This window comes from Dyella sp. AtDHG13, from assembly GCF_003201105.1.
GTDB lineage: Bacteria > Pseudomonadota > Gammaproteobacteria > Xanthomonadales > Rhodanobacteraceae > Dyella > Dyella jiangningensis_B.
The window spans coordinates 192,100-206,978 of the sequence record NZ_QICJ01000007.1 but is presented as its reverse complement, the minus strand read 5'-3'; the positions used below and the strand labels follow the sequence as shown (position 1 = coordinate 206,978).

The 14,879-nt window shown below is 67.5% G+C and carries 16 protein-coding genes; 7 read left to right on the top strand and 9 right to left on the bottom strand.

All coding sequences use genetic code 11. The annotated features are described in order from the left end of the window. Nucleotides 1–7: 7 nt before the first annotated feature. On the bottom strand, nt 8–1,558 hold the full coding sequence (locus BDW41_RS13590; protein ID WP_083337644.1) for a sulfotransferase: 1,551 nt from the start codon (nt 1,556–1,558) through the stop codon (nt 8–10). Next, on the bottom strand, nt 1,555–3,087 hold the full coding sequence (locus BDW41_RS13585) for a tetratricopeptide repeat-containing sulfotransferase family protein (RefSeq protein ID WP_083337643.1): 1,533 nt from the start codon (nt 3,085–3,087) through the stop codon (nt 1,555–1,557). The genes BDW41_RS13590 and BDW41_RS13585 overlap by 4 nt, the downstream gene beginning before the upstream one ends. A gap of 208 nt (nt 3,088–3,295) precedes the next feature. Here BDW41_RS13585 and BDW41_RS13580 point away from each other — a divergent pair, with 208 nt between their 5' ends. Then, a complete protein-coding gene (locus BDW41_RS13580; RefSeq protein WP_074548832.1) occupies nt 3,296–4,618 on the top strand; it encodes an aspartyl/asparaginyl beta-hydroxylase domain-containing protein in 1,323 nt (440 codons plus the stop codon). Between the two features lie 7 nt (nt 4,619–4,625). Here the strand turns inward: BDW41_RS13580 and BDW41_RS13575 are convergent, their stop codons facing one another. Continuing rightward, complete coding sequence (locus tag BDW41_RS13575) at nt 4,626–5,546, bottom strand: sulfotransferase (RefSeq protein WP_074548830.1); 921 nt, start codon at nt 5,544–5,546, stop codon at nt 4,626–4,628. 196 nt (nt 5,547–5,742) lie between these two features. On the opposite strand from BDW41_RS13575, the gene BDW41_RS13570 reads away from it, so the two are divergent. After that, nucleotides 5,743–6,705, top strand: a complete 963-nt coding sequence (locus tag BDW41_RS13570; protein ID WP_074548971.1) for a quinone oxidoreductase — start codon at nt 5,743–5,745, stop codon at nt 6,703–6,705. A 6-nt stretch (nt 6,706–6,711) separates the two neighbouring features. Here BDW41_RS13570 and BDW41_RS13565 read toward each other — a convergent pair whose 3' ends face one another. The 3 genes from BDW41_RS13565 to BDW41_RS13555 are packed head-to-tail and all read right to left on the bottom strand — an operon-like array spanning nt 6,712 to nt 8,450. After that, nucleotides 6,712–7,623 (bottom strand): ion channel, encoded by a 912-nt coding sequence (locus tag BDW41_RS13565; protein WP_074548828.1) that lies wholly within the window; start codon nt 7,621–7,623, stop codon nt 6,712–6,714. Nucleotides 7,624–7,674: 51 nt separating this feature from the next. After that, the gene (locus tag BDW41_RS13560) at nt 7,675–8,181 is read right to left on the bottom strand and encodes a YgjP-like metallopeptidase domain-containing protein (protein ID WP_074548824.1); all 507 of its coding nucleotides are present in this window, start codon (nt 8,179–8,181) and stop codon (nt 7,675–7,677) included. Continuing rightward, nucleotides 8,178–8,450, bottom strand: a complete 273-nt coding sequence (locus BDW41_RS13555; protein WP_074548969.1) for a hypothetical protein — start codon at nt 8,448–8,450, stop codon at nt 8,178–8,180. Before BDW41_RS13555 ends, BDW41_RS13560 begins: the two co-directional genes overlap by 4 nt. Before the next feature lie 53 nt (nt 8,451–8,503). On the opposite strand from BDW41_RS13555, the gene BDW41_RS13550 reads away from it, so the two are divergent. The 3 genes from BDW41_RS13550 (at nt 8,504) to BDW41_RS13540 (ending at nt 9,676) form a co-directional block, all read left to right on the top strand. Next, nucleotides 8,504–8,962 carry a putative toxin-antitoxin system toxin component, PIN family gene (locus BDW41_RS13550; RefSeq protein WP_074548822.1) on the top strand — a complete coding sequence of 153 codons (459 nt, stop codon included), beginning with the start codon at nt 8,504–8,506 and terminating at the stop codon, nt 8,960–8,962. A gap of 67 nt (nt 8,963–9,029) precedes the next feature. Continuing rightward, complete coding sequence (locus tag BDW41_RS13545; RefSeq protein ID WP_074548820.1) at nt 9,030–9,452, top strand: hypothetical protein; 423 nt, start codon at nt 9,030–9,032, stop codon at nt 9,450–9,452. Nucleotides 9,453–9,487: 35 nt separating this feature from the next. Further along, the gene (locus BDW41_RS13540; protein ID WP_074548818.1) at nt 9,488–9,676 is read left to right on the top strand and encodes a CPXCG motif-containing cysteine-rich protein; all 189 of its coding nucleotides are present in this window, start codon (nt 9,488–9,490) and stop codon (nt 9,674–9,676) included. A gap of 226 nt (nt 9,677–9,902) precedes the next feature. On the opposite strand, the gene pncA is transcribed toward BDW41_RS13540, so the two are convergent. After that, the gene (gene pncA, locus BDW41_RS13535) at nt 9,903–10,550 is read right to left on the bottom strand and encodes a bifunctional nicotinamidase/pyrazinamidase (RefSeq protein ID WP_074548816.1); all 648 of its coding nucleotides are present in this window, start codon (nt 10,548–10,550) and stop codon (nt 9,903–9,905) included. A 204-nt stretch (nt 10,551–10,754) separates the two neighbouring features. On the opposite strand from pncA, the gene BDW41_RS13530 reads away from it, so the two are divergent. After that, nucleotides 10,755–11,129 (top strand): hypothetical protein, encoded by a 375-nt coding sequence (locus tag BDW41_RS13530; RefSeq protein ID WP_074548814.1) that lies wholly within the window; start codon nt 10,755–10,757, stop codon nt 11,127–11,129. Between the two features lie 69 nt (nt 11,130–11,198). Continuing rightward, complete coding sequence (locus BDW41_RS13525; protein ID WP_074548812.1) at nt 11,199–12,392, top strand: MFS transporter; 1,194 nt, start codon at nt 11,199–11,201, stop codon at nt 12,390–12,392. Nucleotides 12,393–12,401: 9 nt separating this feature from the next. Here the strand turns inward: BDW41_RS13525 and cls are convergent, their stop codons facing one another. Then, on the bottom strand, nt 12,402–13,808 hold the full coding sequence (gene cls / locus BDW41_RS13520) for a cardiolipin synthase (protein WP_074548810.1): 1,407 nt from the start codon (nt 13,806–13,808) through the stop codon (nt 12,402–12,404). Nucleotides 13,809–13,855: 47 nt separating this feature from the next. Next, entirely contained in the window at nt 13,856–14,812 is a 957-nt protein-coding gene (locus BDW41_RS13515) for a LysR family transcriptional regulator (protein ID WP_233496870.1), read from the bottom strand. Between the last annotated feature and the right edge of the window lie 67 nt (nt 14,813–14,879).

The window sequence follows — 14,879 nt, the reverse complement described above, 5'->3', positions numbered from 1 at the left end:
GCGTCTGTCAACGCGGGTCGAATGCGGCCAGTTCGGGCAGATAAGGGGCATAGTGTTGCCACCGACCCACCGAGCTTGTGAAGACTGCCTGCCGTGCCTGCCATGCGCTGGCGGTAGCGATGCCACGCGGCGCGGTCTCGTGGTCGTCGGGCGCACGACCAGTCAGGCCGAGCCATTGGGCGATGCCGTCCAGGGTTTCGCCGGGTGCGCTGACCAGCGCCTCATAGGACACATTGAGAAATGAGGATGGATAGCGCTTGCCCCAGTGTGCGGCGAGGCGTCTGCAGTCGCGGATGACCGCCGCGATGTCGCCAAAGTCGTACGCATAGTCGTGAGCGGCGTCGTTGAACGACTGCATCCACAAGGACAGCGCCGTATCGCGGGCATCGCGCTCGCAATGGATGATCCGTGCGTTGGGCCACAAGCGCATGGCCAGGTCCACGCGCAACAGGTTCATCGGTTGCTTGTCGATGTACCAGCGTGCCCTGTCGTCGTCCTGTAGCAGTTGGCGGGCGACATCCCTGGCGATCTGTTCCAGCATCCGCTCTGTGTCGCCGGCTGCGGATGAAAGGCGCTGTTCGGCATGTTCAAGCCAGCCGAGCTCGCCTCGGTTCTTTACCTCGGGATGGCGTGCCAGACGTTCGGCAAGCAAGGTCGTGCCTGATCGCGGAACGCCAACGATAAAGATCGGCGCCCAGTCACCGGGCGGTGGCAGAGCGATGTCGCTCGAAGAACTGGCAAGCCGCGCGTCGACGCCGCGCTTCCACTTCTTGCGAGACCAGGTGGAGTCGGCATGCGCAAGTGCGTTGGCTTCGCGCAGGTAATGGGTGGCGGCGGCGTAGTCGCCAAGATCGTCATGCGCCTTGCCCAGTGCGAACAAGGTGGCGCGACGGGTGCTCGCGCTCAGCGCTGGGCGCTGAAGCAGGCCCTGGAGAAAGGCGAGGTCCGGATGGCTGGAGTCCGTATAGCGTTGAAGACCGGAAAGACCCAAGGGAATGTTCCAGTCCACAGCGGCTGGTTCGTGCTCCAATGCATAGGCGTAATGCTCGCGCGTGCGGGCGAACTTGCCCAGCTGAATGGCCAGCATGCCCGCGTAAGCGTGGAGGCGTGGATCATTCGGGCCTGTGTCGATGGCGTGTTCGCAAATAATGAAGGCATCGTTTGGAAGGCCAAAGTCATCCAGCATTTCCACGGCACGGATGATGGTGTCGATGTCGTGCGTCCCGTGTTCGAACAGTGCGCGCACTGTCTCGCCAACGGCCCGTAGGCGACCTTGTTCGCGGAGCAGTTGCGCGAGCAGGAAGGTGGCGCCTTCATCCGCTGGATGTGCCTGCAGCCAATCGCGCAGCAATCGTTCGGCCGCGTCATGTTGTCCGGATTGCCAATGCAAACCCGCCCAACCGAGCCGGATGTCGGCGGACTCGGGAAAACGCTCGGCGGCATCGCGATAGAGCGCAAGCGCAGCCGCCAACTCGCCGTGCAAGGCGAGCGTGCGCCCATGGCTTAGCCATGCGTGTTCCGGTGCTCCTTCCAGTGACGGAGGCACGGCCAGGGTCACGCGTGAAAGGCCGGCAAGCCAAGCGCGGCGCGCAGGGGATCGAGCAAGGCACCATAGCGCTGCGAGCGCGCCGTGTCGGTGCGCATGGGTTGGCGCACCTGGGTGGCGCTGGGCGAGCGCACGACGCGTTGGTTTTCGTGGAAGTTCAGTGCGCCTTCCTCGAAAGGCAGGCCGCAGAAATCCAGCAGCTCGCGAATCTGCGTTTCCGGGTCAGCCACCATGGCTTCGTAGCTGTGTTCGCGGACAAAGCTCGGATGCAGCGCAGCGCTGCGGGAGACGCTGCGGTCGAAGTCGCGCCAGAAGCTGGCGAGATCCTCGAAGCTGCGGCTATAGCCGTTGCTGCCATCCAGTGGCTGGCGATAGCACGAGAAGCAGGTTTCCAACGGGTCGCGCCGCACGGCGACGATGTGCGCGCCCGGGAGCATCGCGCGAATGGCGCCGATGTAGATCCAGTTGCTCGGGAGCTTGTCGGTGAAGATGGGGCGCTCGCTGCGCCAGCGTGCGGTACGGTCGAGATAGCGCTGGCCGAGGCGCTGCCAGTCATCCGGCGTGGCTTCGCGAGCCCACTGTGGAATGGGTTTGCCGCCCAGCCTGCGTGTTTCCTCGGCGAGCACCTGTGAGAGGTCCGGCAACTCGCCGGCGCCCTCGACCGAAGAGTGCGAAGCGAGGATCTGTTCGACCAGCGTGGAACCGGAGCGCGGCAGGCTGACAATGAAGATGACCTCGCTGCCCAGCGCCTCCTTGCTTCCGGCGGGTGCGGGTTCAAAGGCATCCGAGATCGACTGGACGCCTGCGGAAAAGCGTGGCGCATCCCACGCCTGATAGCGGCGCGCCGTGGCGTTGGCGGTGGCAAGCGCATCAAGGGCTTTGGCGTACTGCCCCTGCTCGTCGAACGCCTTGGCCAGCGCGAAGCCAATGGCGATGCGGTCGTTTTCGCTGGCATCCGGCCGCCGCAGGGCGGACTGCATGCTGGCGATGTCCTTGTCGTCGAAGCGCTGCGTGCGAAGATCGGCGAGCCCCCACCATGCCAGGCCGAAGCTGGGGCGCACGGCGAGGAGCTGTCGGTATTCGCTGGCTGCCGCGTCGATGTCGCCGCGCGTGCGCAGCAGGTCGGCAAGCAGTGCGCGTGCGGCGACGAGGTCGGGCGCGAGTTTCACCGCGCGCTGCAGCGCTTCCGTGGCTTCTTCGTTGCGCACCGATTTGGTGAGCATCACGCCCAGGTTGTACCAGGCCAGGGCCAGCCGAGGGTCGAGTTCGCAGGTGCGCCGCAAGGCGCGAATCGCGCCTTCGTAGTCGCCCGCCGAGCCGAACAGCGAACCCAGAGTGTTGTGATAAAGCGGGTCCTGCGGCCGCTGCGCCAGGGCGCGTTGCATCAGTCGCACGGCCTCCTGGTGTTGCCCACGCAGGCTGTGGATGCCGGCCTTCATGCGCAGCACTTCGGGGTGGTCCGGGTAGGCGGCGAGGGTGCGTTCGAGCTGGCGGTCCGCCTCGTCGGCGCGTCCGGCCTCGATGGCCTGGGCGGCGGTCATGACCTGCTGGGCAGCCGTGGGTCCCAGTCCTTGCAGTCGCGGATTCATAGTGGCCCGGTCGAGAATGATGTCTGCGCCGCGCATCTTTCTGCGGCACCCAGGGCGCGTGCGGCCCGTCAAACATGCTTATTATGCATATACGCACGGCAGCGAAGACTGCAGCGTTTCGGGGACGAGTGGCAGCAATGCCTTTGAATACGGGGTGAGAATGAGCAAGGGCGTGGAAGGGGGCGTGGCCGCGTTGCGCGACATGGCGCTCAACGGGCTCAGAACGGGGGACATGGCGCTGGCCGAGCAGTCGTTTTCGCGACTGCTCGAAATGCTGCCGGGGGATGTCGAGGCGCTGCAATTCCTGGCCGCCAGCCGCCTTGCGCGTGGGGACGCGCTGGGCGCGGTGGCGCTGCTGCAGCGGGCGGTGCAGGGGCAACCGGAGAACCCGGACATCCTCCATCAGCTGGGCGTGGCCGAAATGGCCACGGGCCATATCGCGGGCGCCATCGAGACGCTGCGGCGGTGCCTCGCCATCGCGCCGGGCTTGTTCGTGGCGCGGCTGCGCCTGGGTATCGCGCTGGAAAGGCAAGGCGATCTGCGCGGCGCCGTGCTGACTTATTTCGGTGCCGTGAACAGCGCGCAGGCGCAGGGGCGCTGGATGAGCGATGCGACGACAGCCCCTGGGTTGCGCGAGCCGGTGAAGCACGCCATGCGTGTCATCGACCAGGGCCGGCGCAGCACCTTCGATGCGGTGCTCGAGCCGCTACGCCAGCGCTACGGCCGCGGTGAGCTGACCCGCGTCGAGCATGGCCTGGCCATCTATCTGGGCGAGCAGCCGGCCAACCTGCCCGATCCCCGACAGAAGCCCAAGTTCCTCTATTTCCCGGACATCCCCAGCCAGCCTTACTACGGGCGGGAACGGTTTCCCTGGCAGGCCGAGCTGGAAGCCGCCACCGACGTGATCCGCGAAGAGCTGCTCGACGTACTGGCCGATAGCGAATCGCTGGAGCCCTTCCTCGGCCGGCAGACCGAGGAGGAGCTCAAGGGGCATCTGCGTTCATCCAGCGCGCAGCCGGCCCAGTGGGACGGCTATTTCTTCTACCGCCACGGCGAGCGTTTCGACGATCACCATGCGCGGTGTCCGCGCACGTCCGCGGTGCTGGAGCGGGTGCCGCTGGTGCGCATTCGCGATCATGCGCCAGAGACGCTGTTCTCGGTGCTGCGTCCGGGCACGCACATCCTTCCCCATCGCGGCGTGACCAATACGCGCCTGGTGACGCATCTGCCGTTGATCGTGCCGCCCGATTGCGCGATCAACGTCGGCGGCGAGTTGCACGAGTGGAAGGAAGGCCGTTGCGTCACCTTCGACGACACCTTCGAGCACGAGGCGTGGAACCGCAGCGACCGCACGCGCGTGGTGGTGATTCTGGACAGCTGGAATCCGGATCTCACCGAGGTGGAGCGTCTGGCCGTGACCGACTTGGTCGAAGCCATCGGCGATTTCAATCGGGCCAGCGAGGTTCCGGTGCCCGCCGGCTGAAGGCGGTTCAGCCCGCGCTGGCCGCCTGGGCGTCGTAGACCTTGAAGATCCGCGGCGCGGGTCGCGCCCGGACGGCCTGGCACTGGGCGTGCAGGTCCTCGTAGGAGGCCAGGTGGTCGTGCAGCCAGCGCTGCAGCTTGGGACCGAACAGGCTGTCGACCTTGTGGTCGGCTTCGCGCACCTGGCCCTCGATGGCGGCGACCTTCCAGGGCTCGTCCTTCAGGTTGGCGATGGACTGCTGGCAGGCGCTGTCCAGCGGCGCGTCCGGGGGCAGGTCGAGGAAGGCGCACAGCCGCGCCCATTCGCTGTCGGGGTAGCGCACCAGGTCTTCCTGGAAGATGAAATGGTGATTGGCGCGGCCGACGTGCTGGTGGTGGATTTCCACCGCGCGGTTCCAGCGTCGCGCCCAATGGACGGTGCCGCCACCGAAGGCTTCGTCGTTCTCGTAACGCAGGTACACGTCGGCCAGCGAGGCCAGCACGTCGATGCCCCGGCGCACCACGTGCACGAACCGGGCGTCGGGCGCGAGGGTTTCGATTTCGGGGATATAGAGCAGGTGGTTGGGCGTCTTCTCCAGCCACATGGAGCGGCCGGCGGCATCGGCGGAGCGATCCAGCAGGGCAAGGAACTGGCGGGACAGCGCCTGCTGGCGGTAAGGGCGGGGAATGGCCGGCGGCGAGCCGGTCAGCTGCGTCTGCAGGGCCGCGAAGGTTTCCCGCATGTGGCGGCGGGTCAGGCCCAGCGACTGGCGCCAACGACGTCGCCGCGGCTGCACGCCCGCATCGCCCCAGCGCCAGCCCAGGTCGCCATGCAATTGCTCGAAGAAGGCGGTTTCCGGCAGCGTGTAGATGGCCGGATGCCTGCCCAGCAGCGCCTGGACAATGGTGGTGCCGGAACGTGGGCAACCTACGACAAAGGTTCGCCGCATAGACGCTGTCTCCCTGAACATTGGCCGCGGCCTTACGACCAGTGAAGGTGAATAACGCGTGATTTTGCGCCGCGTTGACCAAAAGTACAGCTTTGCGTAAGGAAAAAACTACCCGGCCGTCACGTTCACCCTCTACGGGCCGCCGTTCCTATCGCTAAACCTGTCATCCTTGCCTCCCTCGCCGGGGATGAACGCCATGCACGCACTGACCTTCGACCGCTTTGGGCCCGCCGACGTCCTGCGCTGGACCGAACGACTGGACCCGGTGCCCGGCCCGGGACAGGTCCTGGTACGCATGCGGAGCGTTGGCCTCAACTTCGCCGACGTTTACCGCCGTAACGGCAACTATCACCTCACCGGCACTGCGCCCTGGGTGCTGGGGTACGAAGGCGCGGGCGTGGTGGCGCAGTCCGCGGAGGGCGATGCCCTGTTCCCGGTGGGCGCCCGGGTGGGCTTTGCCGACATGCCCCACGCCAACGCCGAGCTGGTGGCGGTGGATCGCGACCGCCTGATTCCGCTGCCGGACGACATCGACTTCGATACCGCCGCCGCCGTCCTGTTGCAGGGCCTGACGGCGCAATACCTGGTGACCGACAGTTTTTCGGTGCGCCCGGGCGATGTCGCCGTGGTACATGCCGCGGCGGGCGGGGTGGGCCTGCTGCTGGTGCAGATGCTCAAGTCGCTGGGCGCGGTGGTGCTGGGCGTGGCCTCCAGCGAGGCCAAGCGCGATGCGGTGATCACCGCGGGGGCCGATGCCGCGGTGGGTTACGGCGAATGGATACAGGCGACCCGTTCACTGACGGGCGGCCACGGCGCCAACGTGGTGTACGACTCGGTCGGGCGCACGCTGGCCGACAGCCTGGCGGCGACGCGCATCGGCGGCACCGTGGTGTTCTACGGCATGGCGGCCGGCGATCCCGACCCGGTCGATCCCCGCCTGCTGATGGACCGCTCGCTCACCCTCACCGGTGGCGACCTGTGGAACGTGCTGACGGGGCCCGAGGTGCGGCGCGAACGGGCGGCGCTGTTGTTCGACCAGATCCGGCGGCGCGCGGTGGTGCCTAGCGTGGCCGCGCGCTTTCCGCTGCGCGAGGGCGCGGCCGCGCATGCGTTCCTGGAAAGCCGCGCCTCCATCGGCAAGGTGCTGTTGACGCTGTAGGCGCCTTCAGAGCCGGTCGCTGTCCTCGCCTTCCTCGATCGGAAGGACGCGATGGAAAACCCCGTAGTCGATGTGGCTGACGCCCTGCTCGTCGTCGCTCACCAGGTCGATGTAGCGATGGTTCCAGCGCCAGTCGCGCCAGCTCCACTGGTGGCGGGCGAGCATGGATTGCGACGTGGTCTCGTCGATGCCCTCGATGCTCAGCATCAGCGTGGCCTCCAGCGTCTCCAGCGCTTCTTCGCCCATGCCGTACAGCGGGCTGTTCTCGTCGATCACGTGCATCAGGCTCCAGCTCAGCATGAAGACCGGATGGCGGTCGCGGAGCAGGGAGACGTCGTGGATGCGTCGCAGGCGAAAGCCCTCCGGCGAGGTCTCGCGCACCAGCAGGTGCAGTTTCGCGGAGGCTTCCACGATGGCGTTCTGGCGGGCGTTGGCCACGCGGATCATCAGCGTGCGCTTGCCGTGCACGAAGCGGATCACGGGATGGTTGGCAAACATGATCTTGGCGCGTGGCCGCGAGAACCGGGCAAACACCAGGCCCGTGACCAGCGCGATGCTCAGCATGCCCATGAAGATCTCGGCCGTGGCCACCACATGGCCATACACCGTTTGCGGGTGCATGTCGCCATAGCCAACCGTCGCCAGCGTTTCCACGCTGAAGAAGAACGCGCCCGCGAAGTTGGCGGGAAACTGGTTGGCGATGGCGTGGTCGCCCAATTGGTAAAGCACGGCGAACAGGCCGTTGACGATGACGAATATCGTCGCCGCCAGCCCGAAGAAGGTCGGCCAGCGAATGGTGAGCGCGAAGTGGTAGATGTCGTCCCACACGCGTTGCGTGAGCCCCTCGCTGACGAACGGCCGCCCGCCGATCTGGATGATGCGGGGGCGATCGAGCCATTGGCGAAACCATGCGGGCATAGGCGCTACCGGTCGGGGAGAACGCGCCAATTCTATCGCGCCAGGCTTGCGTCAAGCGCCGCGGGCAGCTTCCAGATCGCGCCAGGTCAGGTACAGACGAAGGTCGAATTCCTGCTGGTGATAATCCGGCTGCATGTACTCGCACAGCCGGTAGAACGCCTTGTTGTGCTCGGCCTCTTTCAGGTGCGCCAGCTCGTGCACCACGATCATCTTGAGGAACTCCGGCGGCGTGTCGCGGAACAGCGAGGCGATGCGGATCTCCTTGCGCGCCTTCAGGCGGCCGCCGTGCACGTGGGAGATGGCCGTGTGCATGCCCAGCGCCTTGCTGATCACGTCGAGCTTGCTGTCGTACCACACGCGGTCGATGCCGGGCGCGTTGCGCAGATGCTCCTGGCGCAGCGCATCGGCATAGGCGTAAAGCGCCTTGTCGCTCTGTACCTCGTGGCGGTCGGGATGGCGCTTGTGCAGATACTCGCCCAGCTCGTCGCGGTCGATCAGCTGGCGCACCTTGTCGAGCACGGCGGGCGGATAGCCGCCCAGGTACTTCAGCACGCTCATGCGCTGGGCGGCGCGTCGTCGAAGCCGGTATAGCCCTCGGGGAAGACGGGGGTGCCGTCCTCTTCCAGCGCCTCGATGGCTTCCAGCGCCTTGGCGGCGGCGGCCTCGGCCAGGGCCTTGTCGCGGAAGCTGCGGTTTTCGCAGATGGCGAAGTACACCGGAAAACCGGCGCGCCCGCGCGGCGAGACCACCATGCAGGCAGTGTAGCGCGAGCCTTCGGCGATCGCCGTGGCGCGGACCGTGTAGCGGTCGAAAAGGCGTTCGGTCATGGGCTTCAGTTCGCAGGGCAGGAGGCCCATTTTAGCCGGCCGGGTATGCCACCATGCGCGCCATGTCCGTTTCCGTTCCCCGGCTCGTCCTCGATACTAATGTGGCGCTCGACCTGTTCGTGTTCCGCGACCCCGCCTGCGCCCGCCTGATGGACGCGTTGCGGCAAGGCGCGGCCGTGGCGGTGGTGGACGAGCCGTGCCGGGCGGAGTGGCTGGCGGTGCTGGCGTATCCGGCGTTTGGATTGACGGAAGCCGCGCGCGCCGACGCCGGGGCGGTGTTCGACCGCTGGGTGTCGCTGCTGCCTGGCACGGCGCTGGCGACTCGCCCGGAGGTGAAGCTGCCGCGCTGCGCGGACCCGGACGACCAGAAATTCCTCGAACTGGCGCTGGCGGCAGGCGCGCAATGCCTGCTCAGCAAGGACAAGGCGCTGCTGCAGCTGGCCCGGCGCACGGCGCGCGAAGGCTGGTTCCGCATCCTGTGCCCTTCGGCATGGGAACCACCCCTGCCGTGAGCGTACGATTCACAACCGGTTGATCGCGTGTTCGCGATGCTCGAATAACTTTCCATGGAGTGCGGTGATGAAGATCAGGCAGAGCGCAGCAGGCGCGGCGATGCTGGTGGCCATGGTGGCCCTGACCGGCTGCGGCGTGACGAATGACCACGACAAGGTCATCAAGGACGTGGTGTCCAATCGCCAGTTCCTCTACCAGACGCCGGGCGATGGCAATGCCACGCTGCAGGTCGTGCGTGCCAATGGCTTCTTTGGCGGCGGCTGCTCCAGCCAGGTGCTGGTGGACGACAAGTTCGCCGCGCAGCTCGAAACCGGCGAGCAGGCGACGCTCTACCTGCCCAGTGGCGCGCATACCGTGTCGCTGCGCAACTCCGGCGCATGCCACAAGGTGAGCGGCGACGCGCACGTGGACACCACGCTGGCGGCCGGCGAAAGCCAGATCGTGCAGGTCAACAAGTGGGGTTCGTCGCTGTCGCTCGCCAAGCGCTGAGCGACGCGCCCGATAGGGCCGGTGACGAGGGCAGCATGCTCGACTCCGTCCTCATCCATTGTCCTTACTGCGGCGAAGCCATCGAGATCCTCGTCGATGGCTCAGCCGGCAGCCAGCGCTATTTCGAGGACTGCCAGGTCTGCTGCCGTCCCATCGACATCCGCGTGAGCGTCGACGCGGACGGCGAGCCGCAGGTCGAGGTGAGTTCCGAGGACGACGCCTGAGCGTCGGTTCAAGCTTTCCCTGCAACGCGCTCCATCGCTGCCGTCATTCCGGCGTAGGCCGGAATCCAGTGGCCTCATAGCGCGGTTGTCGCAGAAGCGCCCCAGGCTTTAAACGGCACGCGATAACCGTTTCCTTTCGTCACTGGATTCCGGCCTACGCCGGAATGACGAATGGGTGCCCGCGCGGGATTTTGGACCGGCTCCACCGCCTGTCCAGCCCGAAGCCTCAGGCCAGCGCGGACGAATCGATCACGTCCACGCCCATCTGGTCGAAGCGCAGGCGCGTCGACGCATCGGTGTCCGGTGTGACGGGGCGTGTGAGGTCCCACAGCACGTGCGTGCGGTAGCCCAGCTCCACGGCGTCCTGCGCGGTCCACAGCACGCAGACGTCGCGCGCCAGCCCGCACAGGTAGATCTCGTCCACGCCCTGTTCGCGCAGCCAGTCGTGCAGCGGCGTGGCGGGGCGCTTGCCGTGCGGCCCGTGGTTCTCGCGAAAGCCGCTGTACGAATCCACGCGCGGGTCATCGCCCTTGCGGATCACCGTATCCAGATGCGACCAGTCGATGGACGGATGCAGTTCCGCCCCGGCCGTGTGCTGCACGCAGTGCGGCGGCCACAGCGTCTGGGCATGGCCGTAGAGCGGTATGCGGTCGAACGGCTCGCGGCCCGGGTGGGACGTGGCGAACGACACATGATCGGCCGGGTGCCAGTCCTGCGTGGCGACGACGTGCTGGAACACGTCGCGTTTCAGCAACTGGTCGATGCCCGGCACGATGGCGTCGCCCTCGTGGCAGGCCAGCGCGCCGCCGGGCATGAAGTCCGGTTGTACGTCGACCAGGACAAGGGCGGCGCGGCGGCTGATGGGCGGGTTCATGGTCGCGTCGGGTCTCGCAAAAGGTTGCGTCGTAAAGTCTAGTCGGCCGCGGGCCGGCGAGGTGTGATGCGCTCGACGCGCGATCCGCCGGCGATGCAAAACGTTCAGGGTGGAAAACTTCTTGCGCGTGGCTTGCCCGCAGCGCGGCCGGGTGGCCGCGACAGGCATAATGGCGCCCACGCCAGCCGACGGGAAAACAGGGGCATGTTCTTCGATCAATCCTGGATGGGGTATGGGTACGTGGGCTCGCTGGAGGCCGGCGCCATCGCGCTGGTCATCGCCTTGCTCGTGTACACCCTGCTGCACCTGTTCGGACGCACCCAGGGTTGGATCCCGGCGATGGAAATAGGTTGGGCCACGCTGATCGCCATGGTGCTGGCGGGCGGCAGCGACATGTGGAACCTGGTCTATTTCAACTACGGGCGCGTGCAGTCGCTGCAATTGCTGCGCGTGCGCCTGGCCGAAGTGCACGACCCGGACAATCTCGGCGGGCGCGTGATGGCCGAGTTCATCGGCGTGTGCATCGGCGTTTTCCTCGGCTGGCTGGTGGCCAGCCGACGGCGGCGCCCGTCCGAGTGACGCCGCGGGCGTCCATCGCGGTTCAGGCCGGGACGCGCGGCCGTTTTTCCTTCTTCCGATGTTGTACCCATGAATGCTCACGTTGAACCGGGCGCAAGCGGAACGCCGCTGACCCTGCGCATTGTCCAGATCGTCCTGTTCACCTTCCTGGCGTATCTGGTGATCGGCATGCAGCTGGCGGTGCTGCCGCCGTTCGTGCACGACGACCTCGGTTTTGGCGCGGTGCTGGCCGGGCTGGTGATCAGCGCCCAGTACGTGGCCACGCTGCTGAGCCGCGGCTTTGCCGGGCGCACGTCCGACACGGCCGGCCCCAAGCGCGCCGCGCTGATCGGCCTCACCGCCTGCGCCGCCAGCGGCCTGCTGATGAGCATCGCGGCCCTGCTGCGCGGCACGCCCGTGGCCTCGGTGGGCGTGATGCTGGTGGCGCGCCTCGCGTTGGGCATGGGCGAGAGCTGCGTGGCCACGGGCTGCATCATGTGGGGCATCGGCAGCGTCGGTGCGCAGCACACCGCCAAGGTGATCTCGTGGAACGGCATTGCCACCTACGGCGCACTGGCGGTGGGCGCGCCGCTGGGCGTGGTGCTGGCCGGTGCGCTGGGTTTCGCCAGCATCGGCGTGGCGAGCCTGGCACTGATGGCGGGCGGCCTGCTGCTGGCGTGGCGCCGTCCCGCCGTGCGGGGCGAGGCGGGCGAGCGCATGCCGATGCATCACGTGTTCGGCCGGGTCGCGCCGTATGGCATGGGGCTGGCGCTGGGGTCGGTGGGCTTCGGCGTCATCGCCACCTTCATCACCCTGTACTACGCCAGCCAGGGATGGGCCGGCGCGGCGCCCACGCTCAGCGTGTTCGGCGTGTGCTTCGTCGGCGTGCGCCTGGTGCTGGGCTGGACCATTGCGCACTTTGGCGGCTATCGCACGGCCCTGGTGTCCCTGCTGGTGGAATGCGCCGGCCTGATCGTGCTCGCCACCGCCGGCCATGCCGCCGTGGCCATGCTGGGAGCGGCGCTGAGCGGCATCGGCTTTTCGCTGATTTTCCCGGCGCTCGGGGTGGTGGCGGTGGAGCGCGTGAGCGCGAGCAACCGCGGCGCGGCGCTGGCGGCGTACTCGGTATTCATCGACGTGGCGCTGGGCATCACCGGCCCACTGGGCGGCTGGATCGCCTCGGGCGGGCGCTACGGGCCGATGTTCGTGGTGGCGGCGGCGCTGTCGCTGGCCGCCGCGCTGCTCACGGCCGGCCTGTACGTGGTCTACGGCCGCCGGCCCTAGTTCCGGCGCTCAGAGCACGGGGTCGAACAGCCGGGCGATGTGCATCGCCAGCCGGCGCAGGTAAGGCGCCTTGTCGTACTCCGCCTCGGTGACCTCGTGCGCATGCGCGAAGTCGTTGCACAGCATGGCTTCCACCTGCGCGGCGAACGCGCGGTCCACGTTCAAGGCGCCGATCTCGAAATTCAGACGGAACGAACGGTTGTCGAGGTTCATGCTGCCCACCGACGCGGTGTCGTCGTCCACCAGCAAGACCTTCTCGTGGATGAAACCCGGCTGGTAGCGGAACATGCGGATGCCCGCGCGCAGCGCGTCGTGCGCGTACAGCGTGGAGGCGAGGAACACCGTGTGGTGATCGGGGCGCGAGGGAATGAGCACGCGCACATCCACCCCGCGGAACACCGCCAGCCGCAGCGCCGACATCACCGCCTGGTCGGGCACGAAGTACGGCGTGGTGATCCACAGGCGCCGGCGCGCCGCGTGGATCAGGCCGACGAAGAACAGCGAGCAGGTTTCCTGGCGATCCGCCGGCCCTGTGGCGGCGATCAGCGTGTGCGCGCTGCCTTCGCCCGGCGCCGGCTTGAGCAGGGGCGGCAGGGCGCCGGTCACCCAGTGCCAGTCTTCGGCGAAACTGCGCTGCAGGTCCGCCACGGCGGGGCCTTCGATTTCCAGGTGCGTGTCGCGCCATGGCGCCAGCGGCGGCTTGAGCCCGAGATACTCGTCGCCCACGTTGAGCCCGCCGACGTAGCCGCGCACGCCATCGACCACGACGATCTTGCGGTGGTTGCGGAAGTTCAGCTGGAAACGGTTGCTGCGCCGCTGCGTGGCGAACGGATGGATGCTCACGCCCGCCGCGCGCAGCGTGTCCACGTAGCCGTGGGGCAGTGCGTGGCTGCCGATGCCGTCGTACAGCACGCAGACGTCCACGCCGGCGCGCACGCGGTCGATCAAGGCCTGCTGCATGCGCTTGCCGAGCATGTCGTCGTGGATGATGAAGAACTGCACCAGCACGCAGCGCTGCGACTGGGCGATGGCGCCGAGGATGGCGTCGAACGTGGCGTCTCCGTCCACCAGCAGGCGCAGGCGCTGGCCCGCATGGAAACGCGCGCCCAGCATGTGCGCGATTTCGCCGTAGCGCTCGCTGACCACGGGCGGGCTGTCGCGGGCGGCCAGTGGTTCGCCGGTCATCAGCGCCTGGATCTGCCCGCGCCGCGCGCGGTGCAGGTCCACGTAGCCGTGGAAGCGGCTGCGTCCGAGATAGAGGTACGGCACCAGCGTGACGTAGGGCAGGAACACCAGGCCCAGCGCCCAGGCGAACGCGCCCTGCGGCGTGCGCGTGTTCATCACCGCATGCATGGCGGCCAGCACGCCGGCTACGTGCAGGGTGAGCAGCAAGGCGCCGAGGATGGTGGTCAGCATGTGGCGTGGCGAGGATGGCGTGGGGTGGGCATGGCGGGTCCGTAGGGTCAGCGCATGGCGGCGCGCACGGTATCGAGCACGTCCTGCTCGCGCGCCTTCAGTTCCTGCTGCAGATGATCCACGAACAGGCGGATGCGTGCCGGCAGGTAGGCGCGGCTCGGATAGATGGCATAGATGTGGGCATCCGGCAGGATCACGTCGCCCTTGAGCGGAACCAGCCGGCCCGCGCGCACGTCCGCGGCGATGTCCCACGCGGACTTGAAGGCGATGCCGTGGCCGGCCACGGCGAGTTCGCGCATCAGGTCGCCGTTGTCGCAGGTGATGGCGGCCTCCACGCGCAGCGGGCGCGGCCCTTCCGGCGTCTGCATGATCCACGGCAGCACGCCGTGGCCGGGGCGGTGCAGCATCAGGCAGCGGTGCTGCCGCAGCTCCTCGACGCTGCGCGGATGGCCGTGGCGTTCCAGGTAGCCCGGCGAGGCGCATAGCACGCGGAAGTTGCTGGCCAGCAGGCGCGACACCAGCCGCGAATCGGCCATGCTGCCGCCGCGCACGGCGACGTCCACGCCGTGCTCGAACAGGTCGAGCATGGCGTCGGAATTGGTCACGCGCAGGTGCAGCTGCGGATGCTGGCCGGCGAAATCGGCGGCGATGGGGCCGACGTATTGGCGCCCCATGTCCACCGAGGCGGAGATGTGCAGCTGGCCGCGCACTTCCAGCTGGCGCAGCCCGACGGCGGAGTTGGCGTCGTCCACATCGGCGATGATGGCCTGGCAGCGCTCGTAGTAGATGGTGCCTTCCTCGGTGAGCACCAGGCGGCGCGAGCTGCGCTGCAGCAGCCGCACGCCCAGCGCGGTCTCCAGCCGCGTCAGGCGCTTGCTGGCGGCGGCCGGCGACAGGCCCAGTTCCCGTCCGGCGGCCGACAGGCTGCCCTCGCCAACGGCCCGGACGAACAGGCGCATGTCTTCGAAATCGACCATGAGCTCCCTAGCCAGGAAAGTGCGCATCTTTAACTTCTGGGAAAAGATGCATCTCTAGTTTGCTCAATTCCCGCAAGAAACGACAAGGCGCAAA

Coding starts and splice junctions, on each gene's coding strand:
- BDW41_RS13585 (WP_083337643.1), bottom strand. CDS start 3,087: ATGACCGCCGCCCAGGCCATCGAGGCCGGACGCGCCGACGAGGCGGAC.
- BDW41_RS13580 (WP_074548832.1), top strand. CDS start 3,296: ATGAGCAAGGGCGTGGAAGGGGGCGTGGCCGCGTTGCGCGACATGGCG.
- BDW41_RS13575 (WP_074548830.1), bottom strand. CDS start 5,546: ATGCGGCGAACCTTTGTCGTAGGTTGCCCACGTTCCGGCACCACCATT.
- BDW41_RS13570 (WP_074548971.1), top strand. CDS start 5,743: ATGCACGCACTGACCTTCGACCGCTTTGGGCCCGCCGACGTCCTGCGC.
- BDW41_RS13565 (WP_074548828.1), bottom strand. CDS start 7,623: ATGCCCGCATGGTTTCGCCAATGGCTCGATCGCCCCCGCATCATCCAG.
- BDW41_RS13560 (WP_074548824.1), bottom strand. CDS start 8,181: ATGAGCGTGCTGAAGTACCTGGGCGGCTATCCGCCCGCCGTGCTCGAC.
- BDW41_RS13555 (WP_074548969.1), bottom strand. CDS start 8,450: ATGACCGAACGCCTTTTCGACCGCTACACGGTCCGCGCCACGGCGATC.
- BDW41_RS13550 (WP_074548822.1), top strand. CDS start 8,504: ATGCGCGCCATGTCCGTTTCCGTTCCCCGGCTCGTCCTCGATACTAAT.
- BDW41_RS13545 (WP_074548820.1), top strand. CDS start 9,030: ATGAAGATCAGGCAGAGCGCAGCAGGCGCGGCGATGCTGGTGGCCATG.
- BDW41_RS13540 (WP_074548818.1), top strand. CDS start 9,488: ATGCTCGACTCCGTCCTCATCCATTGTCCTTACTGCGGCGAAGCCATC.
- pncA (WP_074548816.1), bottom strand. CDS start 10,550: ATGAACCCGCCCATCAGCCGCCGCGCCGCCCTTGTCCTGGTCGACGTA.
- BDW41_RS13530 (WP_074548814.1), top strand. CDS start 10,755: ATGTTCTTCGATCAATCCTGGATGGGGTATGGGTACGTGGGCTCGCTG.
- BDW41_RS13525 (WP_074548812.1), top strand. CDS start 11,199: ATGAATGCTCACGTTGAACCGGGCGCAAGCGGAACGCCGCTGACCCTG.
- cls (WP_074548810.1), bottom strand. CDS start 13,808: ATGCTGACCACCATCCTCGGCGCCTTGCTGCTCACCCTGCACGTAGCC.
- BDW41_RS13515 (WP_233496870.1), bottom strand. CDS start 14,812: ATGCGCACTTTCCTGGCTAGGGAGCTCATGGTCGATTTCGAAGACATG.